Here is a 24423-nt window from a genome sequence, read left to right on the forward strand (position 1 = left end):
GATGGCTTGCTGGCAGCTCGCCGCCGATGATGCGGTGGCAGCGGGACCAGGCATGCTCGACTAGCATGGGCAAAATGGCGCAGACCAGCATCACGTACCGCATCGAGGGCCCGGTGGCGCACGTCGCGCTGGCCCGTCCCGACAAGCTCAATGGCCTTACCCTCGACATGCTCGCCGAGCTCGTCGAGGTTGCCGGCAAGATCAAGAAGGACCGCTCCGTGCGCGCGGTGATCCTCAGCGGCGAGGGCGGCTCCTTCTGCGCCGGACTGGACTTCCCGTCCGCGACCAAGGAGCCCAAGCGCATCGCCAAGTACTTCGTGCCGGTGCCGTCGTTCGTGCCGCTGCCGGGCCGGGGGACCAACATGTTCCAGCGGGCCTGCTGGGCATGGCGGGAGCTGCCCGTGCCAGTGATCGCCGCGATCCACGGCCATTGCTACGGCGGTGGCCTGCAGCTCGCGCTCGCTGCCGACTTCCGCTTCGCCGCGCCCGATGCCGAGCTGTCCGTCCTCGAGGCGAAGTGGGGCATCATCCCCGACATGACCGGCACGGCGACACTGCGCGAGCTCGTCGGCATCGATGTCGCCAAGCTGCTCACGATGACCGGAAAGACGCTCTCCGGCGCGGAAGCAGGCGATCTGGGCCTGGTCACCGAGGTACATGAAGAACCCGCCGCGGCCGCCCAGCAGCTCGTGGACGTCCTGGTGCAGCAATCACCGGATGCCGTCGCGGGCGCCAAGAAGATCTTCAATGCTGCCTGGTCCGGCTCGCCGGAGCGTGCCTTCGCCGCCGAGCGCCGCACCCAGCTGCGACTGCTCACCGGCGAGAACAGCAAGATCGCGCGCAAGGCACGCATGAAGGGACAGCAGCCCGAGTACCGGCCGCGGAAGCTCTACTGACCGCCGTGACCAGCGAAGCTCTGGAAACGGAGGGCCTCGGTGCAACTGCCAGCGGCGACCAGGCGCGGGCAGCAGGCGGTGACGCGGCCAGCGATGCGCTCGAGCTGGTGATCGCCGTGCACCGGCTCGTCCGCAGCCTGCGCCGCGCCTCCTCCAACCGGGGCTACTCGTCGACGCAGCTCGTGGTGCTCACCTATCTCAAGGACGTCGGTTCTGCTCGGATCGGCGAGATCGCCGCGTATGTGCCGTGCTCGCAGCCCACCGCGACCACGGTTGTCAACGGCTTGCAGGACTCGGGCCTCGTCGATCGGGTTCCCGATGAAGCTGATCGGCGCGCCACGCTGGTCACGATCACCAAGCTGGGTCTCGCTGCGGTGCGCGCGGTGGCCGAGAGCCGCGCCTCGGCCCTGTCCCGGCGCCTTGACACGCTCGATGATCATTCGCGCGACCTGGTGCGCGAGCTCATTCCACTGCTGACCGCGCTCGCGGACGCGCCCGGGGAGGATCAGCCCGGCGAAGGCTCGCCCTAGGGCCGAGCCAGCGGGACCGAGGCGGGCAGGAACCGGCCTCTCCCAGCTATCGTGGAGGCATGCCGACGATCATGCTGCACCGCCTCCGTGGTGTTGCTGTCGGCGCGGTCACGATCGCGGTGGCCATTGCTGCGCACGGTGCGGCCGGGGGAGGGTTCCCGACAGGGTCGGGCCTGGTGATCCTGCTGCTCGTGGGCGCGGCAACGGGCGGCGCGGCAACGGGCATGCGAACCACGCCAGCCGCCCGGACCGCATATCGTTCCTTGCTGCCGATCCTCGCTGTCGGCCAGGTCGCTTCCCACGCGGTGCTCTCCGCGGTTCTCGATCAGCACGGGGCCGCGCATCACCAGAATCTCGCAGCGGGCTCGCTGGCAGCGCACGGCGAGTCACTGCCGATGGTGCTTGCCCACGCGGTAGCGATCGTGGTCGCGGCCATGCTGATCCAATCTGGCGAGCGTGGCTGCGCGTGCCTCTCCGGTCTTGTCGCCCAGGTGATCGCGCTCCTCGCGCTCACCACGCCGGTAGCGGTGCCCGAGGTGGCCGGTGCCGTGGCGCAGGATCCGCCGCGCCTGTGTCCCCGGCTGATCACCGCAGGTCTGTCGTCGCGCGGCCCTCCAGTGGGGGCATTCCAGTAGCAGAGGGACCGTTCCTTCCGGGCGGTTCCCGTTCCGCGCGGCGCAACGGATGGCGACGCGCGGCCATCCCATCGTGCTCCGTGCCCCGGCGATCCTGGTGGCCCTGCGCCCGAGCTGGCACAGCGCCCGAGCTGGCACAGCGGGCCGGCGTCAGGGCGCGCGGAGCCGTCGAGAACCTGGAGTGTTCCCATGAAGACCACGCGTGCATTCCGCATGCTTGCGATCCTGCCCGTCGCCGGAATTGTGCTGGCCGCGGGTTGCTCGAATGATCCCTCGCCCGGAGCGGCTCCGGCAAGCGACCAAGCCAGCACGGTGACGGTCACCGACGCCTGGGTGCGCACCGCCGAGAGCGGCATGGTGCCTGCGTTCGCGCAGCTCACCAACACCAGTGACCAGAAGGCCAGGCTCGCCAGCGTCCAGTCGGGCGCGAGCGGGTCTACAGAGATCCATGAGGTCGTCACCCTCGATGGCGCGCCGGTGATGCGCGAGAAGGACGGCGGCCTCGTGATCGATCCGGGTGCCAGCTATCGCCTCGAGCCCGGCGCGGACCACATCATGCTGATGGGGCTGCTCGATTCCATCGATCCCGGCGAGGATGTTCCCATCACGCTGCGCTTCGCCGATGGCACAAGCCAGGAGGTCGCCTTCACCGGGCGGGATTTCGCGGGCGGCGCCGAGGACTACATGCCGGGCATGGAGGGCGAGCGATCCGACACGGATGAGCGCTCGGGCATGCAGCACGACATGGGCGAGATGGACGATGAGTACTGAGGCCCGCGCATCAGGCATCTCCCGCCGCCGCCTGCTCGGCTCGAGCGCGGTGGCGGCGGGAGCCGCGGGGCTCGGCTGGGGCGGCCGCTCACTGGTGGACCCGTCTGCCGCGAGCGCGCTGCCGGCGGGGCAGCAGATGGTGCCGTTTTATGGCGCCCACCAGGCCGGCATCACCACGCCGCCACAGGCCCACGCCACGTTTGTGGCATTCGACCTCCAGCCCGGACTGGACCGAAGCTCGATCATCGGGCTGCTCAAGGCATGGACCCAGGATGCGGCCCGGCTCGCCGGAGGCCGACCGGGGCTAGCGGACTCGGAGCCCGAGCTCGCTGAGGCGCCATCGCGCTTGACCATCACGATCGGGCTCGGGCCCGCGGTCTTCGACGTGGCGGGGGTCGCGGACCAGCGGCCACCGTCGATCGCCCCGCTGCCACCGTTCCCCATCGACGAGCTCGACCCGCGCTACAGCGACGGAGACCTGCTTCTCCAGGTGTGCAGCGACGATCCGCTCGCGGTGGCGCACGCGGTCCGCATCCTTGCCCGCAGCGTCCGATCACTGGCGACGGTTCGCTGGACGCAGCGCGGGTTCCGCGACGCACGCGGCTCCCACGCCGAGGGGCACACGATGCGCAACCTCATGGGCCAGGTCGATGGCACCAACAACCCGAAGCCACGCGAGCCAGGCTTCGAGCAGGTGCTCTGGCACGACGATCCGGCCTATCCGTGGCTGCGCGGCGGCACGTCGATGGTGGTGCGGCGCATCGCCATGGATCTCGACACCTGGGACGAGCTCGGACGGCGCGACCGGGAGCTCTCGATCGGCCGCACCCTCGGCTCCGGGGCGCCGCTCACCGGCACGCGGGAGCACGATCCGCCCGACTTCGGGGCGACGGACCAGTTCGGGATCCCGATCATTCCGCCGTCCTCGCACATCGCGCGGGCCCGTGCCCAGGCGCCCGAGGAGGTGTTCCTGCGCCGCGGCTACAACTACGACGACCCGCCCGAACCAGGCAGGACAAGCAACAGCGGGTTGATCTTCGCTACCTTCCAAGCAGACATCGTGAAGCAGTTCCTGCCCGTGCAGCGGCGCATCGCCGAGTTCGATGTGCTCAACGAATGGACCACCCCGGTCGGGTCGGCCGTGTTCGCCATCCCGCCCGGATGCGAGCCCGGCGACTACATCGGCCGTCCACTGCTCGAGGGAGCCTGATGACCAGCCACCAACCCCTTGCCCGACACGGCGCGAGCCGGAGAGAAGGAGAATCATGAGCAACCGTCCATCCCGTGGGCTGATCACCCAGCAGAAGGCGCGCGACCAGCGGCGCGCGATGCTCCGGCGCACCGCGATCACTGCCCTGATCATTGTTGTCGTCGTGGGCGCGGTGATCTTCATCATCTCGCAGCGCACTGACGACAGCACCGAGGCGACCATCAACACCGAGGTCGTGGAGCCCTCGGGCACGGCGATCACCGACGACGCCGGGATCGCGTTCGGCCCCGAGGACGCCGAGGTCACCGTCGCGGTCTACGAGGACTTCCTGTGCCCGGTCTGCAAGCAGTTCGAGGACCTCTCCGGCGAGACCCTGCGCGATCTCGCTTCCTCCGGCGAGGCGAGGGTGGTCTACCACCCGATCGCCATCCTTGACCGGCTCTCCTCCACGGCTTACTCGAGCCGTGCCGCCTCGGCCGCGTTCTGTGTCGCCGAGCACGGCAGCGACCAGTGGCTCGACTGGCAGCTCGAGATGTACGCCCAGCAGCCGGCGGAAGGCGGAGCGGGCCTGCCCAACGACGAGATCGCCGACATGGCCGCTTCAGCGGGCGCGGACTCGCCCGAGCTGCAGCAATGCATCGCGGACGCTACCTACCAGGGCTATGCGCTCCAGGCCACTGACGATGCTCTCGCTGCAGGCGTTCAAGGCACCCCGACCGTGATGATCAACGGGGAACCGGCGGAGAACCTCACCCCCGAGGGCTTGCGCGAGGCCGTGGATGCTGCCCGCGGCTGACATTCCTCGCAAGGATCCCCGCGAGACCCGGGCGGCAACGGGAAGGGCGCTGCTCGTCCTGGGGCTGCTCGGTCTCGCGGCCGCATTCGTGCTCGCCGTCGAGCGGGTGATGCTGCTCGCCGATCCCGACTACATCCCCTCCTGCAGCCTCAACCCGGTGCTGTCGTGCGGGTCCGTCATGACGACCGAGCAAGCGCAGGTGCTGGGGTTCCCGAACCCCTTCATCGGGGTCGTGGCATTCACCGTCGTGGTCACCACTGCGGTGGTCGTCCTCACCGGTGCAGCCTTGCCACGCTGGTACTGGTCGGGTCTCGCGATCGGCTGCGTGCTCGGCCTCGTGTTCGTGCACTGGCTGATCTACCAGAGCCTCTACAGCATCAACGCGTTGTGCCCGTATTGCATGGTGGTGTGGGCGGTGCAGCTGCCGCTCACGATCATCGCGGTGGGCAAGGCCTGGCCACCAGGCAGGCTGGCCGCGGCGGTGGCGCCGTGGCGCTGGCACATCCTGGTGATCTGGTACGTCATCGTGCTAGCGCTCATCGCTGAGCGGTTCTGGTACTACTGGTCGACGCTGCTGTAGGTGGTGGGGGCGAGCGGCCCGGTCGCCGCCGCAAACGCGATAGAAGCCGCGGGAATCCCCAGGCGGTTTCTATCGCGTTTGGCGGTTTCCCGTGTTTTTGCCGCTGGAGGGCGCGGAGGCACCCCAACCAGCCACCGCGCGCTACTCCGCGGCGTATCCCGGCGGCCGGGCGAGCAGCACCGCGATCGCGCTGGTCAGCGGGACTGAAAGGGCTAGAGCGATACCGCCGACGAAGGAGCGCGAGAGCTCGATCGCCACGATCTCGCCGGTGACCACATCCGAGAGGGAGCGGCCCGCGACGGAGAACAGCAGCAGGAGCGGCAGCGCGCTGCCGGCGTAGGCGAGCACGAGCGTGTAAACGGTGGAGGCGATGTGGTCGCGGCCCACCCGCATGGTGCCGGTGAACACTTGCGCGCGGGTGGCGGTCGGTTCGAGCCGGGCGAGCTCGAACGCGGTCGCGGCCTGGGTGATCGTGACGTCGTTGAGCACGCCGAGCGAGCCGATGATGAATCCCGCGAGCAGCAGACCACTGATGCTGATCTGCCCGAGATACACCTGGATGTTGGTGTTGTCCTCCTCGGAGAGGCCCGTGAGGCTGGCTGTCTCGATGACGAGCCAGGACAGGAATGCCGCGATCAGCAGCGAGGCGAGCGTCCCGAGCAGCGCCGAGCTGGTGCGCAGGTTCACCCCGTGGGCGAGGTAGAGGGCGGCGTAGAGGATCAGCGCGCCGCCGACGATGGCGACGGGAACGGCGGGCTTGCCGTCGAGCAACGCGGGCAGCATGAAGTACACCAGGATGACGAACGCGACGGCGATGCCGAGCAGCGCGCGCAGGCCGCGCCAGCGGGCCACGGCGATGACGGTGAGGGCGAACGCGGCGGCGAACAGGCCGAGGGGCAGGCCTCGCTCGTAGTCATAGAAGTTGTAGCGCGTTGTCTCGGTGACATCGATGCCTCGTTCGAGGCGGATCTCCTCGCCCGCTGCGAGATCGGGCTGCCCTGGTCCCGGCGCGAGCTCGAGGAGCGTGTTATTGCCCTCGTTGGGCCCGGAGTCGATGCGCACGATGCTGCGGGAGCACTGGTAGGACTCGTTGGTCGGTGGGATGGGATCGCCGCTGAACACCATGCCCGCCGAGGGTGATCCGCAGGCCCCGGTGGTGGTGTCGAGGACGGTGCCGGCCTCGGTGCTCACCGCTCCGCCGGCGGCGCTCTGCAGCGGCAGTGGCACCTCGAACTTCTGCTGCCCGGGCCACAGGATGGCGGCGCCGATCACGGTCAGCATGCCGAGCACGATGAGCGTGGCGACAACGATGCGCGCGGCGAGCGGGCCGAGCGGCGGGGGGCTGCCATCGTGCCCGTGCGAATGGCCGTGGCCGGTGGCACCGGCGAACGGGTCGGTGCCCTTCTTGCTCCCGCGTGGCTGGTTGCTGCTGTTCACGGTTGTCACCCTAGTTCGCCCACGGCGGCGGCACGGATTAAGCACAATGAAAGCCGTGGATGAAGCGGCAGCGGGGCAAGAATCGTCCGGACCTGTGGTGTTCCTCGCTGATGCCCGCACGAAGGTGGAGCGGGATCTCATCGCGGAGTGGCTCGACGCGGGACATGCCGATGACTTCGCGACGGGGGCGGGGGAGCGGCCGTCCCGGCTGCTGCTCGATTCGATGCGCATCGCGGGCGCGCTGTCGGGCCGGGCTGATGATCCGCTGGTGGTTCCAGTGCGGGTGACGTGGCTGCCGCCCGAGCGGGATGGCAATCGCAGCGCCCGCTGGGCGGATGTGCTGACGCTGAACAATCCGCGCAACCCCAATGCGCTGGCGCAGCGGCGGATCGTGCGGGATTCGCCAGAGCGGGCCCAGGTGGTCGTGGGTGCTCCGGCACGGTTGAGCGCGCTGCGGCAGCGGCATCGCCGCGAGGTGGGCGATTCGAGCCCTGATTCGCTGGCGCGCTACATCCATCGCTCCGCGGTGGTGGCGCTGGAGCGGGCGGAGCGGACGGTCACCGGTGACCGGTACAAGGTGCCGCGGCTGGTCGTCGAGCAGATCATGGACTCGGTGGGTTTCCGGGCCCGCCTGCGGGACCTCGCGCGTGACAACGACATCGAGCAGGCCGAGGCGGTGCGCCGCGCGCGCTCCTGCTTGAAGGAGCTCGTGGCCGTGCAGAGCAAGGTGGCGACGGACTTGTTCGCGCAGACGATGCGTCCCTTGCATTCGTCGGCCTGGTCGGTGCACGCGGGGGCGGGCCAGCTCGATGGGCTGCGCGCGCTCAACCGGCGCTTCCCGATCGTCTTCCTTCCGTCGCATCGGTCCTACGCCGATGCCCTGGTGTTCAATGACTTCCTGGCGCGCAATGATTTTCCGCGCAATCACATCATGGGCGGGGCGAACCTGGCCTTCTGGCCGGTGGGGCCGCTCGCCCGGCGCGCGGGGACGGTGTTCATCCGGCGCAGCTTCGGCGACGACGAGATCTACAAGGCCTGCGTGGAGGAGTACTTCGCGTACTTGCTGGCCAAGCGATTCAACCTCGAGTGGTACTTCGAGGGTGGCCGCTCGCGCACCGGGAAGCTGCGCGCACCGCGCTACGGGCTGCTGAACTACGTCGCGGAGGCATTGCGCGCGCGCCGCGTCCCCGACGTGATGATCGTGCCGGTATCGATCGCCTACGAGCGGCTCCATGAGCTCGAAGCGATCGCCGAGGAGCAGCGCGGCGGAAAGAAGAAGGCGGAGGGCCTGGCCTGGCTGGCGAAGTACGCGAAGGCGCAGCGCCTGCTTGCCGGCAATGTCTATATCCGGCTGGGGGAGCCGCTATCGATGAAGGAGCGGCTCGAGGCGGCGGGCGATCCCCTGGGCGCGACCGATAGCGAGAACGATGCGGCCGACGGTGGGGATCTGGCATCCCGGCAGCGTGGAGCGCTGCAGAAGCTGGCGTTCGAGGTAGCGGTGGGCATCAACCGCGTCACCCCGATCACGGCGAACGCGCTGGTGACGCTAGCCCTGCTCGGGGTGCGGGATCGGTCGCTCACGGTGGGCGAGATCACGGCGGCGATCGGCCCGGTCCTGCGCTATATCGAGCAGCGTGGTGTGCCGACGGGCAACGTGGCGCTGCTGCGTTCCACGTCCGGGCTGCGCGCGGTGCTCGCGGATCTCACCACGGCCGGGGTGGTCACGACCTATGCCGACGGCGAGGAGCCGGTGTACTCGATCGAGCCGGGGCAGCATCTCGTCGCCGCGTTCTACCGCAACAGCGGCATCCATTGGTTCGTCAACCGAGCCATCGTGGAGCTCGCGATCCTCGACGCAGCGGAGGCAGGCTTCGTCGATCCGATCCGGCAGGGCTGGAAGTACGCCAACGTCCTGCGCAACCTGCTGAAGTTCGAGTTCTTCTTCCCGGACCGTGACACCTTCGAGGTCGAGCTGCGCGAGGAGATCACCTTGATCGATCCGCGGTGGAACGAGCGGCAGCCCGCCGTCGATGAGCTTGCGGCAGCGCTGGAGGGGACGGGCTTCATCATGGCGCACCGCGTGCTGCGTTCGTTCTTCGACGCGCAGCTCGTGGTGGCCGAGCGCCTGGCGGCCCGCTCGGCGCCGGGCCTGGATGATCGTGACGCGTTCGTCGACGAGTGCGTGCGGGTCGGGCAGCAAATGATGCTGCAGGGCCGCTTGCATGGCCCCGAATCGGTATCGACGGAGCTGTTCGCTACCGCGCTGAAGCTCGCGACCAACCTCGGGCTGATCTCCCAGGCAGAGGATGCCGACGTCGGGGTGCGCCGCGCCGAGCTAGCTGGCACGCTGGCCACAGCGGTCACACGCATCCGGCTCGCGGAGGCGCTGGATCCGTCCAATAGAAAGGCTTTGCCCGGTGGATATTCGTGAGATGAGTGATCAGGTCCGATCAGGGCCCGGCGGCGCGCAGATCGGTGCATTCCTCGACTTCACGGGCACCATCCTGCAGGGCTACTCGCCACTGCGCCCCATGCAGGTCAAGACGAACACCGATGACGACCAGGATCGCGACGTCTCCCTGGACCTGATGAAGACCCTGCGTGCCTCCAAGGCGCCGCAGTTCGTCGAGGACATGGTCACCAACGTCTATCCGAGCTGGCGCGGCAAGTCCGAGGAGGACATCGCGCGCGTGGCAGGGCGCCTGTTCGAGAGGCACGTGGCGGGACGGCTGTTCCCCGAGGCATGGCAGCTCATCCAGGCGCATCGCGACAAGGGGCACACGGTGGTGATCGTGACCTCGGGGCCGCGATTCATCGCTGATGCTGCCGCTGCGGCGCTGGGCGCGCAGTTCGTGCTGGCCACGGAGCTGGAGAAGCGCGACGGGGTGCTCACCGGGCTGGTGGACGGACCGGTGCTGTGGCGGCGCGCCAAGGCACGAGCGGTGCGGGACTTCGCGGAGCGGGAAGGCATTGATCCCGCGGCGAGCTACGGGTACTCGCATGGCAGCGAGGACATCGAGGTGCTCTCCGCGGTAGGCAATCCGGTGGCGGTCAACCCTGATCGGGCCCTCGCTGGCATCGCGGGCCAGCAGGACTGGCCGGTGCTGCGGTTCGCGCCCCGTGGATCGGCCGGCCCGTTGCAGGTGGGTCGCACCCTGGTGGGCTATGGCGGCTTCTTTGGCGCGGTCGGCGCGGGGCTCGCCAAGGGCGCGATCAAGCGCGATCATCGGCTGGGCGTGGATACGGCCATCGGCAACAGCGCGGACGTGGCCCTGCGCATCGGGGGCGTGCACGTGAATCTCACGGGCGTGGACAACGTGTGGTCGCACCGGCCGGCGGTGTTCATCTTCAATCATCAGAGCCAGGCGGACGTGCTGATCCTCAGCAAGGTGCTGCGCGGCGGCTTCACGGGCATCACCAAGAAGGAGATGGCCACGAGCAAGCTGTTCGGGGGAGTGCTGCGCATCGCGGACGCCGTCTTCGTTGATAGGGCTGATTCGGCGAGCGCGCGGGATGCCCTGCGACCGGTGGCGGACACACTGCGCGGCGGGCTGTCAGTGGTGATCGCGCCCGAGGGCACCCGATCGCTGACCCCTGGAGTGGGTGCGTTCAAGAAGGGCGCGTTCCATATCGCCCAGCAGGCCGAGGTGCCGATCGTGCCGGTCATCATCCGCAATGCCGGGGAACTCATGTGGAAGCACGGCCGGGTGCTGCGCAGCGGGACCGTGGACGTGATCGTCGAGAAGCCCATCGACGTGTCCGGCTGGAAGCCCGAGGAATTCAGCGACCGCATCGCCGAGGTGCGGGGGATGTATGCCCGCTACCTGGAGAACTGGCCGCACTAGTATTCCCGCCAGCAGGACCGGCCGCCTGGTTCCTACAGGCGGTTCGCGGCGGCAATGACCGCGCGCAGGGACGACTCGACCGGATCCGCGGCGATGGCCATCCCCCAGGCCTGAAGCTCGTCGCGCTCGGCGAGGAGGAACGTGGCGGTGCGGTCCCCGATGGGGCGCTGGTGGAGGCCGTGGATCTCGATATTGCATCCGAGGTCATACAGCATGCCGGTGAGAGCGCCGATCGGGCCGGAGGACATCGCGGTCATGGTGTGCGACTCGCCGTCCTTGCGGATCGTTGCCTCGAAGACCGTCTTTCCGGAGCCGATCTGGTGGAGGTTGAAATGATCGAGCCGGAAATGCCCGCTGCGGGGCGAGTAGATCTGGTCGAACATGTCCCAGGACATCGATCCCGCCTCGCCGCGCAGGCCTGCCGGGAGCGACACGCCAAAGCGATGCTCGAAAGGATCCAGCTGAGCGGCATGGGAAGATGTTCCCGCGGAGTCGCGATGCATGAGATTCATCAGAAGGCTTTCTAGGACGAGGCGAAACGGACTGGCGCGACGACACCCCGCAGCGAGGTGCCTGTCCAGTACTAGGCCTCGCTGCGGCTGCTTACTGCGCGCCCCCGCCTCATAGTGATCAAATCTACCCGCGTGGACCGGGTGTGACAACCAATACCGGCTTGCCGGATTGCCAACGACGGGCAAACTTGGCACGGTGAGCACGTGAAAACCGGCCAGGATGCGCCCGATCCGCTCGTCTCCGATCCGCCTATGACCAGCAGTGATTCCAGCGAGCATGCGCCGGGGCCCACGGAATGGGGCGCACAGGTAGGGGTCGGTCCGTGGGCCACCACCCATGGCCTGCCGCTGCCCACCGGCGACCACTTTGATCCGGACCTGCTCCGCGAGGGCGACACCCGCAATGTCGTCGATGCCTACCGCTATTGGCGCCGCGAGGCGATCATCGCGGACATCGATGCACGCCGGCATTCGCTGCATGTCGCCATCGAGAACTTCGCCAACGACTCCAATATCGGCACCGTCGTGCGCACTGCCAACGCGTTCGCTGCCGCGGCCGTGCACATCGTGGGCCGTCGTCGCTGGAACCGGCGGGGAGCCATGGTCACCGACCGCTACCAGCACATCCACCACCACGCCACCGTGCAGGACGTCATCAACTACGCCGAGCGGGCCGGATTGACCGTCGTCGCGGTGGACAACACGCCCGGGTCGGTGCCGCTCGAGACGGCCCGGCTGCCTCGTCATTGCCTGCTTCTCTTCGGCCAGGAAGGGCCGGGCGTCAGCGAGGAAGCCCGTGCGACCGCGTCGATGACGGTCTCCATCGCGCAGTTCGGCTCCACACGCAGCATCAACGCCGGGGTCGCGGCAGGGATCGCCATGCACGCCTGGGTCCGCCAGCACGCTGATCTCGACGCATCCTGGTGATTTCGCGTCGCGCCCCGCGCGGGTACGGGGCAGGATAGGAGTCATGGGCATGTGGGCACGGCGCGCGGACCAGGCGGAGAACGCCATCATGGGGCGGCACCTCCAGCCGCTCTGGCTGCTGCCCGGGACCGCGCTGGGCGTCATCTCCTGGCCCCCCACCATGCGTGATCGCATGTTCGTGCGCTGGCACTACTGGTGGCAGGCCCATCTGCTCGATTGCATGGTCGATGCCGCGATGCGCGCCCCCACGCCGGACCGGCGGCGACACATCCGGGCGCTGTGCCGCACGCACCGGATCCGCAATGCCGGCCGCTGGACCAATGACTACTACGACGACATGGCCTGGCTCGGCCTCGCGCTGGAGCGAGCGGGGCGGCTCGATGGCGTCTCGCGCGAGACCGCCGCGATCGACACTCTCGCCGAGGAGTTGTACGAAGCCTGGGATCACGAGTCCGGCGGTGGCATTCCCTGGCGCAAGAAGGACGACTTCTTCAATACCCCGGCCAACGGTCCCGCCGCGATCTTGCTCGCGCGCCTCGGCAAGATCAACCGGGCGGAGGAGACCTTGGACTGGGTCCATGCCAGGCTCCGCGACCCCGAGCGCGGCCTCATCTACGACGGCGTGCGTGGCGACGGCCGCTTCCTCACCAATATCTACACCTACTGCCAGGGCGTCGTCCTTGGCGCCGAGACGGAGCTCGCCCTGCGGGCCGGCGATCCCCGGCATGCCGAACGCGTCCGCGAGCTCGTCTCGGCCGTTTCGCAGCATCTCGCGCCGCGCGGCGTGATCAAGACCTCCGGCGGTGGAGATGGGGGCCTCTTCCCGGGAATCCTCGCCCGCTACCTGGCTTTTGTCGCCACTCGGCTGCCGTTGACCAGCGAGGCCAACCAGCAGGCCCGGCGCCTCGCCCGCGGCATCGTGCTGCGCTCCGCCGAGGCGGCCTGGCGCAATCACCTCGACGCGCCCGCAGGTCCCCTGTTCGGCGCGAACTGGGCCGTGCCCGCCACCTTCCCCGACGCGCGCAGCACGCCCTCGAAGAAGCGCAACGGGGCGGTGCGCGCGTCCGCCGTGCCCGAGCGGGATCTCTCCGTGCAGCTAGCCGGATGGATGCTGCTCGAGGCGGCCGCCGCATGCGAATAGCCGCACACGGCCAGGATGGTCGTGGCGCGCGCGACCGCACCGGCGCTAGTTGACATACTGGAAGCGCGCGATAATAGCGACTGTCCGCGATCGAACCTGATTTGGAGGGCCCTGATGCCAATCGCCACCCCCGAGGCATATGCCGAAATGCTCGACCGCGCGAAGGCTGGCGCCTACGCGTTCCCCGCGATCAACTGCACCTCGTCGGAGACGATCAATGCGGCCATCAGGGGCTTCGCCGAGGCCGGTAGCGACGGCATCATCCAGTTCTCCACCGGAGGATCCGAGTTCGCCTCTGGCCAGACCGTCAAGGACATGGTCACTGGAGCGACCGCGCTCGCCGAGTTCGCGCACATCGTCGCCGCCAAGCACGACGTCACCATCGCGCTGCACACCGACCACTGCCCCAAGGACAAGCTCGACGGCTTCGTCCGGCCGCTTCTCGCTATATCCCAGGAGCGCGTCAACGCGGGCCGCGCCCCCTTGTTCCACTCGCACATGTGGGACGGCTCGGCGATCCCCATCGAGGAGAACCTCCGGATCGCGCAGGAACTGCTCGAGCTGTCCAAGGCCGCCCAGATCATCCTCGAGGTGGAGATCGGCGTCGTCGGCGGCGAGGAGGACGGCGTGGAGAACGAGATCAATGACAAGCTCTACACCTCCGCGGCGGACTTCGAGATGACCATCGACGCGCTCGGTGGTGGCGAGAAGGGCCGCTACATGCTCGCCGCGACCTTTGGCAACGTGCACGGCGTGTACAAGCCCGGCAACGTCAAGCTGCGCCCCGAGGTCCTCAAGGAAGGCCAGGAGGTCGCCGCCCGCAAGCTCGGGCTCGCCGGCGACGCCAAGCCCTTCGACCTCGTCTTCCACGGCGGCTCCGGATCGCTCAAGTCCGAGATCGAGGACTCCCTCAACTACGGCGTCGTCAAGATGAACGTCGACACCGACACCCAGTACGCCTTCACCCGGCCCGTTGCTGACCACTTCTTCAAGAACTACGACGGCGTCCTCAAGATCGACGGCGAGGTCGGCAACAAGAAGGTCTACGATCCCCGCAGCTACCTCAAGCAGGCCGAGGCAGCCATGGCGCAGCGCATCGTCGAGTCCTGCACCGACCTGCATTCGATCGGCAAGTCCATCAGCGCGTAAGGCTTTGCTGGGCCGCCTTGAGCCGCAAACGCGATAGAAGCTGCAGGAATCCCTGGTCGGCTTCTATCGCGTTTAGCAGTTTCCCGTGCTTTTTCCGCCGGAGCGGCCGCGCAGCCGTGTGAGCAGCCGCGAGGCCGCGCCGCTGCATCCAGATCCCGCGGGCCTACTTGTCGAGGTAGAGGTCGAGCGCGACGCCCTCGGATGGCCCGTACGGCGTGAGATCGGTGATGCCGTGCGCGGCGAGAACGTCCACATCGATCAATGCGCGCCCCGAGTTCCCGGCCGCGCTGCTGCTCAGGATGAGGATGGCCGCGTCCGCCATGATCTCGGGCTTTCGCGAGACCTCGGCCTGCTTGTCGCCCATGAGCATCTCGGTCGCGGCGGTCGCGATGACCGACTCCGGCCAGAGGCAGTTCGCGGCGATCCCGTCCGGCTCGAGCTCAGCGGCGATGCCGAGGGTCAGGAGCGTCATGCCGTACTTGGCGAGCGTGTAGGGAGGGAAGGCGCCGAGCCATTTGGGGGAGAGGTTCAAGGGCGGCGAGAGCGAGAGCACGTGGGGATTGCTGGACTTTCTCAGGTGCGGGATCGCTGCGCGGGTGAGGAGGAACGTGCCCCGTTGCTGGATCGATTGCATCAGGTCGAACTGCTTCGGCGATGTTGCTTCCGTGCCGGTCAGCGAGATCGCGCTGGCGTTGTTGACCACGACATCGACCCCGCCGAACTCGCGCACGGCCTGATCGATGGCATTGTTCACCGACTCCTCGTCGCGCACATCGCCGACGACCCCGAGCGCTTGCCCGCCTGCGGCACGGATCTGCTCCGCCGCGGTATGCACGGTGCCCTCGAGGCGCGGGTGCGGCTTGTCGGTCTTCGCGAGCATGACCACGTTGGCGCCAAGGCGTCCTGCGGCGATCCCGATCGCGAGACCTATCCCGCGGCTGCCGCCGCTCATGACGATCGTCTTTCCTGCTAGCTCGTGCTGCTCGCTCATGCCCAGCTCCTGACCTGGCACTCGCCGCTCATCGTGGCCACGATCTCGCCGCTGGTATCGGTGATCTCGACGGCGAGCGGCCAGGACGCGCGGCCTTGGGCAGCGACGTCAGCGCGCATTCGTTCCAGCGTCGTCGTGTCGAGCTCCGCGGTCGCGAGGACATCGGTGCGCGCTGGGCGGAGGTAGTCGATGGCCAGGTGCTTCACCGTGGGGTAGTAAGCGGCGATATCGAAGCTCGGCGCCACCAGGACTCCTGCGAGCAGTTCGCCCGCGCAGAACAATGAACCGGCGTACATGGCGCCAAAGTGGTTGGCATTTCCCTCGAGCGGAAGCCCGCTGACCGCGCGGCCCTCGCGGAGCTCCACCACCTCGATCCCGAGACGGGTCACTGCGGGAATGGCCTGCTGGATAAAGGTATTGATGATCGACGTCGCCTGGGGCTGATCGGTATCGAACGGGGGCACGGGAGATCCTCTCGCCAGTCCTTACCGATCGGGTGATCGGTTTCTTGTCACGGTAGCTTCCCGGTCAGCTGATCGGCAAGGGCTAGAGTATTCGCGTGACCTCGACTAGTGCCCGTACCCAGCGGCAACGTAGCGCCGAGATGCGCGCGCGGCTGATCGACGCGACCATCGACTGTCTGCGCCAAGGCGGCTACGGCTATGCCACGACCAGGAACATCGCGGCGAATGCCGAGGTCTCGCTCGGTGCCCTGGCGCACCAGTTCCCGGGCCGCATCGCGCTCATTGCTGCCGCGATCGACGAGGTCGGGCGCCGCTGCGTCGACGAGCTAGCGCGTCTCGTCCAGAGCATTCCCGCCGAGGATCCCGGCCGACCGGGCGAGCTGCTCGATGCCGCCTGGGCGATCTTCGATAGTGATCTCTTCGTGGTCTGGATCAAGGTGTGGACAGCGGCGGCGGAGAACGAGGAGCTCTATGCAGCACTGGCTCCTGTGGAGAGGAAGCTCTCCAGGGCGATCGCGGCGACGGTTGACCAGCTCATCCCGGTCGGAATGCCAGTCGACCGGTGGAAGGCGCGCAGCAGCGTGGTACTAGCCGCGCTGCGGGGAGTGGCGTTCGCCAACGCGCTGGAACCGCGGGATTCCACCACGGCCGACAGATGGCCGATCATCAGGGCGGAGCTGCTGGTCCTGGTCCAGTCCCCGTGACGGCGTGACGGGTGTAGCTGCAGGGTGCCGCCGAAGTGTGCGGCGTGACGGGTGCCCGTCGCCGCAAACGCGATAGAAGCTGCGGAAATCCCCAGGTCGGCTTCTATCGCGTTCGACGGTTTCCGGTGCTTTTGCCGGTGGCGCGCTCCGGCGGGCACTGTCCTGCTCGCGCCCGCACCGCGCGGGGGCAACTGCTAGTCGATGCCGAGGTGCTGGGCGAGGTCGAGCATGAGCTGGAGGGTCTCGTGGTCGAGCTTCTGGTCAGCGCGGATATTCCGGTAGCGGGCCTCGCCGCCGAAGAGGGAGAGGGTGAGCACGAGCAGCGCGCGGCGCTGGCCCTCGTGCAGGTGGGCGAGGGCGGGCAGGGAGTTCGCCGCGGCCTGGATCGCTTCGGTGTAGCGATGAAAGGTGGGGCTGACGCGGTCGCGGAGCTGGGTGTCGGTGCGAGCATTGACGAGCAGCTCGTCCCACACGGCGCTGTAGGGGGCGCGGGCGATGGCGCGCTGCGCTTCGAGCAGCGTGGCGGCATCGACGGGGGCGGGGCTGCTCTCGAGGATGCGGAGGAACTCGCGGACCTGCCGGGCGCCTACTTCCTCGGCGGCGTCGACGATCACGTCGAGGCGAGTGGGGAAGTGGCGGAACAGTGCGCCCTGGGAGACGCCGGCGCGGGTGACGATCTCCTGGATCGTGGTGCGCGCGTACCCAACCTCGGCGATGGCGTCGATCGTGGCGTCGAGGATCGCGGTGATGGTGGCGTGCTTGCGCTCGGCCTGGGTTCGCCGTGGCCGGGTGGGCCCAGGAGCGGGATGTCCGGCGTCTGGATGCCCAGCGTCGGGGCGGGTGCGTGCTGCCACGTGCTTGATCGTATCTGGCGCATCCTCCTATCAAAGAAAGAAAGCAGATGCTATCTTCCTAGGTGATCCACGCCATCCTCTCCAAGGAATGCCTTGTGCCTCACACCTCACGGGCCGCGACGCTGAGCGCTGCTCTGCTCCTGTCGGCCACGCTCCTCCTCCCGCTTGGCATCCCCGGCGGCACGGCGCTCGCTGCGCCTGGCGTGCCCATCGACGGCGGCCAGCACGCGCAGCAATGGGCCACCGCATCGCCCGAGCATCCGGGAATCGCGGTCACCGAGGATGTCGAGATCCCGATGAGCGACGGCACCATTCTCCGCGCCACCGTCTACCGCCCCGCCGACGCCGCGGGCAACCCGATCGCCGAGCCGCTGCCGACGCTGCTCAACCTCACCCCCTACACGCGGCTCGTCGACACCCTCGTCGACGCCGTCACCGAGCATCCCGAGCTGCGCCCCCTGCTCGATTCCGTGATCGCTGACGCGAGCCTGTGGGACGCTCCGCTCGACGGCCTGCACGAGCTCGCCCAGGTGATCCCGGGCGGCGGCGCGCGGCTCCTGGGGGTCAACCGCGACCTCATCCGCAGCGGATACGTGCAGGTGATCGCGGATGTGCGCGGGACTGGCTACTCGCAAGGAACATGGCAGGTGCTCCAGGGCCGCGAGCAGCAGGACACCCTGGAGATCCTCGACTGGGCCAGCAACCAGGACTGGTCCAACGGCGATACCGCCATGGCGGGGATCTCCTACTCCGCCATCAACAGCCTGCAGGCCGCGGCGCTCCAGCCGCCGTCGCTGAAGGCCGTCTTCGCCGTCGAGCCCGCCGAGGATCTCGCCCATGACATCGTCATGACCGGCGGTGCCGGAGGCGTGGGCTTCATGCCGCTGTGGATCGCGCTCGTCAACGGCCTCAAGTTCCTGCCTTCCCTCGACGCGCTGCTATCCGGGCAGTTCGACCCAGTCTGGCTCGCTGACCGCTTCGCCGACCCCCTGGTGATGGGGCCCGAGCTCGTCGAGGCAGCCTTCCTCGCTACGGGGCCCGCCGCCCACGATGGCCCGTTCTACGCCGGCATCAACCCCGCCATCGAGAACATCACCGTGCCCACCTTCGTCGTCGGTGCCTACCACGACATCTTCTCCCGTGGCCAGGCCCGCATCTTCGAGCGGCTCCAGCTGCCCGCTGCGCGCAAGAAGCTCCTGATGGGGCAGAACTACCACATCAATCCCGGCTACCGCACCGGCGGGCCGGGGCAGCCACCCGCGCTCGACACTCTCGAGAGCGCCTGGTTCGACCGATGGGTTCGAGGGGTGCCCAACGGGATCGAGAACTACGGACCGATCATCTCCGATCAAATGGGTGGCGGCTGGACCGCCACCACCGCGCTGCCCCGGCCCGGCTCCCAGCCGCGCAAGCTCTACCTCGACGCCGCGGCAAGCGGCACCGCCCCGCACGCCGTGCATGACGGCAGCCTCGGCGACAAGCCCTCGGGCCCCGCCCGGCTCAGCATCGGCCCCGGCGTGCAGAATGCCTGCTCCCGCGACGCCGCCCTCGGCACTGCGGGCCTCCTCGCGATCCTCGGCGCGCGATGCACCCGCGACAGCCGCACCGCCGAGACCGAGGCGCTCACCTTCACCAGCGAGCCATTCAGTGCCGCCACCAGCGTGTCCGGACCGATGAACCTTCGGCTCGTCACCACCACGGATCTGCCCGAGGGCATGTGGCATGTCACCGTCCAGGATGTCGCGCCCGACGGCACCTCCACCACGCTCACGAGCGGCGGGCTCCTTTCCTCCCGGAGAGCTGTCGACCCAGCGCGCAGCACGGCCACTGCGGCAGGCGACTACCTCGACGCGGTGCACCCGCTCACCCGCGAGTCCATCCAGCCCGTGATCCCCGGCGAGCGCACCGTCCTCGATATCGACCTGCGCCACACCGATGCGCTCCTCAAGGCCGGCCACCGGATGCGGGTCACCGTCGCCGCCGGCAACCCCGTGCGATACCTGCCGCTGATTCCCAGCCTCGCGGCGACGGGCCTGCAGCCGCAGCACATCGAGCTCGATCCCGCTACGCCCAGCTGGCTGCTGCTCACCACCACCGGCTAGCGGGCACGCACGTTCGCGCGGCGGCGCATCAGGACTAGCATGGCCGCATGACGTCTTTTGGTGATCTCATGGGCCCACAGCCCGTCCTCCTGCCCGGCGACGAGGAAGCGGAATCGGAGCTGCTCAACCACGCCGACCCTGAGCAGGTCGCGGCCAAGTACCCAGCGGCATCGATCGCCTGGGCAGCGCTGGCCGAGCGCGCGCTCGACAATGACCAGTTCGTCACCGCCTACGCGTTCGCCCGCACCGGCTACCACCGCGGGCTCGATCAGTTGCGCCGCCACGGCTGGAAGGGCTTCGGCCCGGTGCCGTGGAGCCATGAGGGCAACCAGGGCTTCCTGCGCGCCGTTGGAGCGCTCGCGCGCGCCGCCAAGGGCATCCGCGAGGATGCGGAGCATGCCCGCTGCCTGGACCTGCTCGAGGATTGCGATCCCCGCGCGGCGCACGAACTTGGTCTCGGCTAGGCGCATCGACGCATTCCTGCGGCAGCTCGCGCACGATCTCTCGGCGCGGCTGCCGCAGCCTATTCGCGATCCTGTACGACGGCTGGTGCTCTCGACCATCCCGATCATCCAGTGCGCCACCGCCGCGGGCCTGGCCTGGTGGATCGCCAAGGACGTGGTCGGAAACCCGCAGCCGTTCTTCGCTCCCATAGCGGCGGTCGTCTCCCTCGGGCTGACGCTGGCGACCCGCGTGCGGCGCGTGTTCGAGCTGCTCGCCGGGGTATCGGTGGGCATTGGTGTGGGAACGTTGCTGATCGCGATGATCGGCACCGGTCCCTGGCAGATCGCGATGGTCGTCGGCCTCGCCATGGCCGTGGCAGTGCTCGTCGATGGCGGCCCCGTCATCACGATGCAGGCCGCCACCTCCGGCGTGCTGGTAGCCACCCTGCTGCCGCCTGGCGACGATGCGGGCCTGAGCCGGGTGATCGATGCGCTCATCGGCGGGGCCGTCGGAGTCCTGGTGGTGGCGATGCTACCGACGCATCCCGTGCGGCGGGCCAGGCGGGACGCGGGGGCGATCCTTGCCGAGGTGGCGGCTGTGCTGCGGCAGGTCGCGCGCGGCCTCGATGCGGGCGATGCGAGCGTGATCGAGGTGGCGCTGCGACGGGCCCGGGCAACGCAACCAGGCATCGATCAGTTGCGCTCGGACCTCAAGGGTGGCCGCGATATCAGCAGGCTCGCCCCGGTGTATTGGGCGTCCCGTTCCCGGCTCGACAGGCTGGCCGAGACGGCCGACCCCATTGATGCAGCGGTGCGCAACACGAGGGTGCTGGCCCGGCGCGCGCTGACCCTGGTGCTCGACGGCGAGCGGCTCGATCCCGCGCTGGTCGATCTCGTGCGGGAGCTCGCGGTCGCTGCCGATGTTGTGCGGCAAATGGTGCTGGCGGATCCGGGGGACAAGCCGGACGAGGCAGAGGCCGCGCGGCGCCTGCGGACCGTGGCGCGGCGGGCGAGGTTCGAGCTGGTATCGGGGCGAGGATTGTCCTCCGGCGTCGTGCTCGCCCAGGTGCGCTCGATCCTGGTGGACCTGTTCCAGGTGAGCGGGCTGAAGCGAGTGTCGGCGCTAGCGACGCTGCCGCCGACGGTGGAGCATCCCGCGGTGCCGCCGGAGGACGAGGAGGCGTAGGCCGGGTCATTCCGCGTGGCCGACCTCACTCAAGCATTGAACAATACATGCGTATGTGTGCATACTTGGGAACGTCGAGCGAAACCAGAGCGAACCCCGAGGAGGCACCATGGGCGCGGGACACGGCCACGGGCATGGCATCGAACCAGGCGAGAAGCCCACCCGGGCACGCATCAATCGCATGCTCATCGGGCTCGCCATCATCGTCGCCTTCCTCATCCTCGAGGTCGTTGTCGGCATCCTGATCGGCTCGCTGGCGCTGCTCGCCGACGCCGGCCACATGGCCACCGACGTCATCGCGCTCCTCATGGGCATCGCCGCGCTCATCCTCGCCCATCGCGGCAGCCGCAACCCCCGCCGCACCTTCGGCTGGCACCGCGCCGAGGTGCTCACCGCGATCATCAACGCCACGCTGCTGCTCGGCATCTCCGCCTACATCCTCATCGAGGCCATCGAGCGCATGAGCGCGCCGCCCGAGGTCCCCGGTCTCCCGATGATCCTCGTCGCCCTCGCCGGCCTTGCCGCGAACATCGTGGTGCTCCTCATCATCCGCGGGGGATCCCGCGAGTCGCTCGCGATGAAGGGTGCCTACATGGAGGTCCTCGCGGACGCCGTGAGCAGCATCGGAGTGCTCATCGCCGGCGTGCTCACCCTAGCGTTCGGCTGGACCCGCGCGGATGCTGTCGCCGGTGTCCTCATCTCGATCTGGATCGTTCCCCGCGCGCTCAAGCTCGCCGGGCAAGCACTGCGCATTCTCACCCAGGCTTCGCCCGCCGAGGTCGATGTCGCCCGGGTCGATGCGGATCTCTCGGCGATCCCCGGCGTGGAGGACGTGCATGACCTGCACATCTGGAGCCTGACCACCGGCATGGACGTCGTTACTGTCCACCTGACCACCAGCGCGGACAACCAGGAGATCCTGCGGCAGGCGAAGAATGCCCTTGCCGCGCACGGGCTCGATCACGCCACCATCCAGATCGACTCCCCGGAGGAGAAGCGCCACTGCGAGCACACCGTCACGTGGTGACGAGGGAGCACACCGTCACGTGGTGACTCGCTCGAGGCGGGGCGGTTCCGTGCGGTGCGGTACGGCGCCGCAGAAGCCTATGAGACTCAACGAAATCGGCTTGGTTCCGGGGGAATAGTTGAGTCTCATAGGCCTTTGCCGATCCGCGTGACGCGATCAATCGCGCACGCACACCAATCGCCAGTTCTCGGTATGCCGGTAGAACGTGGAGCGGGTGATCACCCGCGGATGGTCCACGCCGTCACGGCTGAGCGCGATCTCGCGGGCGCCCGTCTGGATGGCTCGCCCTTCCAGCCAGCGCCTGCTTGGTAGCCGGCCGAGCAGCGTGGCCCGCACTCCCGGCAAGCGGCGCGAGGGCCTGATCTCGATTCCCCGCGCTGGGCCGCGGAACAAGCGCGAGTCATCCACGTAGGCCTCGCCGAAGAGTTCCTCGCCCGCGGGGCCCCGCATGATCGCCGAGCCCACGAGCGCGGTTCCCGTGTCGTCCCGGATCAGCGGGAATGGCTGGGCGGAGCCGTCGAGGGCAAGCCGGGTTGCTGACCGGCCGGTGGGCAGCCGGTAGACGCGGGTGGCGCGGGAGGCCCCGGTGGGCACGAGCGCGACATCCACATGGAGCCGGTCCTTGCGCATCAACCGGGTGACAACGGCCGCGAGCAAGGCATCGGTGCCCACCACGATCACGCGCCGCGCATCCTTTGTGGCACTGTCGATCTCGGCCCGGTCGGTGGGGCTGCCGAGCGTGATCCCGGGGAGGTGGCGCAATGCCGCGGGGACCGTGGAGCCCTGGAGTGTGAGGACAACGGTGGTCATCGCGGCCTCCTGGGATAAGGTGGTCATCTGGTTGCGTGCGAGTTCTGACCTTATCGCCTCGTTGCCATGCGGCGTGGCCACGCCCGCAGCCAGAACCACAACACAGGAGTGAGGGAATGCCGGCAATCGTCCTGATCGGTGCCCAATGGGGCGACGAGGGTAAGGGCAAAGCAACGGACCTGCTCGGCGGACGGGTCCACTGGGTGGTCCGCTACCAGGGAGGCAACAACGCGGGGCACACGGTCGTCCTGCCCAACGGGGACCACTTCGCGCTGCACCTCATCCCGTCAGGGATCCTCACCCCCGAGGTCACCAACGTCATCGGCAATGGTGTCGTGGTGGATCCGGCGGTGCTGCTCGACGAGCTCTCCGGCCTCGAGGATCGCGGCGTTGATACGTCACGGCTGCTGATCTCGGCCGATGCGCACCTGCTGATGCCCTACCACGTGGCCATCGACAAGGTGACCGAGCGCTTCCTCGGCAACCGCAAGATCGGTACCACGGGTCGCGGCATCGGGCCGTGCTACCAGGACAAGATCGCGCGCGTGGGCGTGCGGGCCCAGGATGTGCTCGACGAGAGCATCCTGCGCCGCAAGGTCGAGGCCGCGCTCGAGGTGAAGAACCAGATCCTCACCAAGATCTACAACCGCCGCGCGCTTGATGCGGATCAGATCGTCGACGGCGTGCTCGAGCAGGCCGAGGGGTTCAAGCATCGCATCGCTGACACCGGCCTGCTGCTCGGCAACGCTCTCGACCGCGATGAGGTCGTGCTGCTCGAGGGCTCGCAGGGCACCATGCTCGATGTCGATCACGGCACCTATCCGTTCGTCACCTCGTCCAACCCGACCGCGGGTGGCGCCTCGGTGGGCTCCGGCGTGGGCCCGACGAGGATCACCACCGTCCTGGGAATCCTCAAGGCCTACACCACTCGTGTCGGTTCAGGTCCATTCCCCACGGAGCTCTTCGATGAGCAGGGCGCCTACCTCGCGAAGCAGGGTGGCGAGGTCGGGGTCACGACGGGGCGCGCGCGCCGCTGCGGCTGGTTCGACGCCGTTATCGCCCGGTATGCCACCCGTGTCAACGGCATCACCGACTACTTCCTCACCAAGCTCGATGTGCTCTCGGGGCTCGAGACCGTGCCGATCTGCGTGGGCTACGAGATCGACGGCAAGCGCGTCGATGAAATGCCGATGACGCAGACCGACATCCACCACGCGAAGCCGGTTTTCGAGGAGATGCCCGGCTGGTGGGAGGACATCTCCGAGGCCCGCACATTCGAGGAGCTGCCGAAGAACGCCCGCGACTACGTGCTGCGGCTCGAGGAGCTCTCGGGGGCGCATGTCTCCTGCATCGGTGTCGGCCCGGGCCGCGAGCAGACCATCGTGCGCCGCGACATCCTCGCCTGAGCAGGGC

The 24423-nt window shown here is 68.5% G+C and carries 24 protein-coding genes; 18 read left to right on the plus strand and 6 right to left on the minus strand.

Going from position 1 to position 24423, the window contains the following annotated elements; genetic code table 11:
- The first annotated feature begins 65 nt into the window (after window positions 1–65).
- The 7 genes from QC765_RS07210 to QC765_RS07240 all read left to right on the plus strand — a co-directional run bounded on the left by QC765_RS07210 (window position 66) and on the right by QC765_RS07240 (window position 5418).
- Complete coding sequence (locus QC765_RS07210; protein ID WP_278313758.1) at window positions 66–896, plus strand: crotonase/enoyl-CoA hydratase family protein; 831 nt, start codon at window positions 66–68, stop codon at window positions 894–896.
- A 5-nt stretch (window positions 897–901) separates the two neighbouring features.
- On the plus strand, window positions 902–1426 hold the full coding sequence (locus tag QC765_RS07215) for a MarR family winged helix-turn-helix transcriptional regulator (RefSeq protein ID WP_278313759.1): 525 nt from the start codon (window positions 902–904) through the stop codon (window positions 1424–1426).
- A 59-nt stretch (window positions 1427–1485) separates the two neighbouring features.
- Window positions 1486–2061, plus strand: coding sequence for a hypothetical protein (locus QC765_RS07220; protein ID WP_278313760.1), 576 nt, complete (start codon window positions 1486–1488; stop codon window positions 2059–2061).
- Between the two features lie 189 nt (window positions 2062–2250).
- Window positions 2251–2832 (plus strand): copper chaperone PCu(A)C, encoded by a 582-nt coding sequence (locus tag QC765_RS07225; protein WP_278313761.1) that lies wholly within the window; start codon window positions 2251–2253, stop codon window positions 2830–2832.
- Complete coding sequence (locus QC765_RS07230; protein WP_278313762.1) at window positions 2822–4042, plus strand: Dyp-type peroxidase; 1221 nt, start codon at window positions 2822–2824, stop codon at window positions 4040–4042. The genes QC765_RS07225 and QC765_RS07230 overlap by 11 nt, the downstream gene beginning before the upstream one ends.
- A 55-nt stretch (window positions 4043–4097) precedes the next feature.
- On the plus strand, window positions 4098–4838 hold the full coding sequence (locus QC765_RS07235; protein ID WP_278313763.1) for a DsbA family protein: 741 nt from the start codon (window positions 4098–4100) through the stop codon (window positions 4836–4838).
- On the plus strand, window positions 4822–5418 hold the full coding sequence (locus QC765_RS07240; protein ID WP_278313764.1) for a vitamin K epoxide reductase family protein: 597 nt from the start codon (window positions 4822–4824) through the stop codon (window positions 5416–5418). Before QC765_RS07235 ends, QC765_RS07240 begins: the two co-directional genes overlap by 17 nt.
- 141 nt (window positions 5419–5559) lie before the next feature.
- Here the strand turns inward: QC765_RS07240 and QC765_RS07245 are convergent, their stop codons facing one another.
- Window positions 5560–6855, minus strand: a complete 1296-nt coding sequence (locus QC765_RS07245) for a YibE/F family protein (RefSeq protein WP_278313765.1) — start codon at window positions 6853–6855, stop codon at window positions 5560–5562.
- Between the two features lie 46 nt (window positions 6856–6901).
- Here QC765_RS07245 and QC765_RS07250 point away from each other — a divergent pair, with 46 nt between their 5' ends.
- Window positions 6902–9286: a glycerol-3-phosphate 1-O-acyltransferase gene (locus QC765_RS07250; protein ID WP_373876702.1), complete on the plus strand. Its 2385-nt coding sequence runs from the start codon at window positions 6902–6904 to the stop codon at window positions 9284–9286.
- A gap of 1 nt (window position 9287) precedes the next feature.
- The gene (locus tag QC765_RS07255) at window positions 9288–10700 is read left to right on the plus strand and encodes an HAD-IB family hydrolase (protein ID WP_278313767.1); all 1413 of its coding nucleotides are present in this window, start codon (window positions 9288–9290) and stop codon (window positions 10698–10700) included.
- A gap of 32 nt (window positions 10701–10732) precedes the next feature.
- Here QC765_RS07255 and QC765_RS07260 read toward each other — a convergent pair whose 3' ends face one another.
- A complete protein-coding gene (locus QC765_RS07260; protein WP_278313768.1) occupies window positions 10733–11212 on the minus strand; it encodes an alpha-isopropylmalate synthase regulatory domain-containing protein in 480 nt (159 codons plus the stop codon).
- A 252-nt stretch (window positions 11213–11464) separates the two neighbouring features.
- Here QC765_RS07260 and QC765_RS07265 point away from each other — a divergent pair, with 252 nt between their 5' ends.
- The 3 genes from QC765_RS07265 (at window position 11465) to fbaA (ending at window position 14429) form a co-directional block, all read left to right on the plus strand.
- The gene (locus tag QC765_RS07265) at window positions 11465–12139 is read left to right on the plus strand and encodes a TrmH family RNA methyltransferase (RefSeq protein ID WP_278313849.1); all 675 of its coding nucleotides are present in this window, start codon (window positions 11465–11467) and stop codon (window positions 12137–12139) included.
- A 43-nt stretch (window positions 12140–12182) separates the two neighbouring features.
- The gene (locus QC765_RS07270; RefSeq protein ID WP_278313769.1) at window positions 12183–13280 is read left to right on the plus strand and encodes a glycoside hydrolase family 76 protein; all 1098 of its coding nucleotides are present in this window, start codon (window positions 12183–12185) and stop codon (window positions 13278–13280) included.
- 114 nt (window positions 13281–13394) lie between these two features.
- Window positions 13395–14429 carry a class II fructose-bisphosphate aldolase gene (fbaA, locus tag QC765_RS07275; protein WP_278313770.1) on the plus strand — a complete coding sequence of 345 codons (1035 nt, stop codon included), beginning with the start codon at window positions 13395–13397 and terminating at the stop codon, window positions 14427–14429.
- 163 nt (window positions 14430–14592) lie between these two features.
- Here the strand turns inward: fbaA and QC765_RS07280 are convergent, their stop codons facing one another.
- Window positions 14593–15420 (minus strand): SDR family oxidoreductase, encoded by an 828-nt coding sequence (locus tag QC765_RS07280; RefSeq protein WP_278313771.1) that lies wholly within the window; start codon window positions 15418–15420, stop codon window positions 14593–14595.
- Window positions 15417–15884, minus strand: a complete 468-nt coding sequence (locus tag QC765_RS07285) for a PaaI family thioesterase (protein ID WP_278313772.1) — start codon at window positions 15882–15884, stop codon at window positions 15417–15419. The genes QC765_RS07280 and QC765_RS07285 overlap by 4 nt, the downstream gene beginning before the upstream one ends.
- Window positions 15885–15979: 95 nt before the next feature.
- Between QC765_RS07285 and QC765_RS07290 the strand changes: the two genes are divergently transcribed.
- Complete coding sequence (locus QC765_RS07290) at window positions 15980–16588, plus strand: TetR/AcrR family transcriptional regulator (protein ID WP_278313773.1); 609 nt, start codon at window positions 15980–15982, stop codon at window positions 16586–16588.
- Between the two features lie 194 nt (window positions 16589–16782).
- Here the strand turns inward: QC765_RS07290 and QC765_RS07295 are convergent, their stop codons facing one another.
- A complete protein-coding gene (locus QC765_RS07295; RefSeq protein ID WP_278313775.1) occupies window positions 16783–17442 on the minus strand; it encodes a TetR/AcrR family transcriptional regulator in 660 nt (219 codons plus the stop codon).
- 95 nt (window positions 17443–17537) lie between these two features.
- Here QC765_RS07295 and QC765_RS07300 point away from each other — a divergent pair, with 95 nt between their 5' ends.
- From QC765_RS07300 to QC765_RS07315, 4 genes are all read left to right on the plus strand, one after another.
- The gene (locus QC765_RS07300) at window positions 17538–19544 is read left to right on the plus strand and encodes a CocE/NonD family hydrolase (protein ID WP_278313776.1); all 2007 of its coding nucleotides are present in this window, start codon (window positions 17538–17540) and stop codon (window positions 19542–19544) included.
- A gap of 47 nt (window positions 19545–19591) precedes the next feature.
- Window positions 19592–20008, plus strand: a complete 417-nt coding sequence (locus QC765_RS07305) for a DUF3151 domain-containing protein (protein WP_278313777.1) — start codon at window positions 19592–19594, stop codon at window positions 20006–20008.
- On the plus strand, window positions 19941–21173 hold the full coding sequence (locus tag QC765_RS07310; RefSeq protein ID WP_278313778.1) for an FUSC family protein: 1233 nt from the start codon (window positions 19941–19943) through the stop codon (window positions 21171–21173). The genes QC765_RS07305 and QC765_RS07310 overlap by 68 nt, the downstream gene beginning before the upstream one ends.
- A gap of 109 nt (window positions 21174–21282) precedes the next feature.
- Window positions 21283–22200 carry a cation diffusion facilitator family transporter gene (locus QC765_RS07315; RefSeq protein ID WP_278313779.1) on the plus strand — a complete coding sequence of 306 codons (918 nt, stop codon included), beginning with the start codon at window positions 21283–21285 and terminating at the stop codon, window positions 22198–22200.
- Between the two features lie 156 nt (window positions 22201–22356).
- Here the strand turns inward: QC765_RS07315 and QC765_RS07320 are convergent, their stop codons facing one another.
- Window positions 22357–23010, minus strand: a complete 654-nt coding sequence (locus QC765_RS07320) for a hypothetical protein (RefSeq protein WP_278313780.1) — start codon at window positions 23008–23010, stop codon at window positions 22357–22359.
- Between the two features lie 116 nt (window positions 23011–23126).
- Here QC765_RS07320 and QC765_RS07325 point away from each other — a divergent pair, with 116 nt between their 5' ends.
- Window positions 23127–24416: an adenylosuccinate synthase gene (locus tag QC765_RS07325; RefSeq protein ID WP_278313782.1), complete on the plus strand. Its 1290-nt coding sequence runs from the start codon at window positions 23127–23129 to the stop codon at window positions 24414–24416.
- The last annotated feature ends 7 nt before the right edge of the window (window positions 24417–24423 follow it).

Source organism: Hoyosella levis (assembly GCF_026008515.1).
GTDB classification, from domain to species: domain Bacteria; phylum Actinomycetota; class Actinomycetes; order Mycobacteriales; family Mycobacteriaceae; genus Lolliginicoccus; species Lolliginicoccus levis.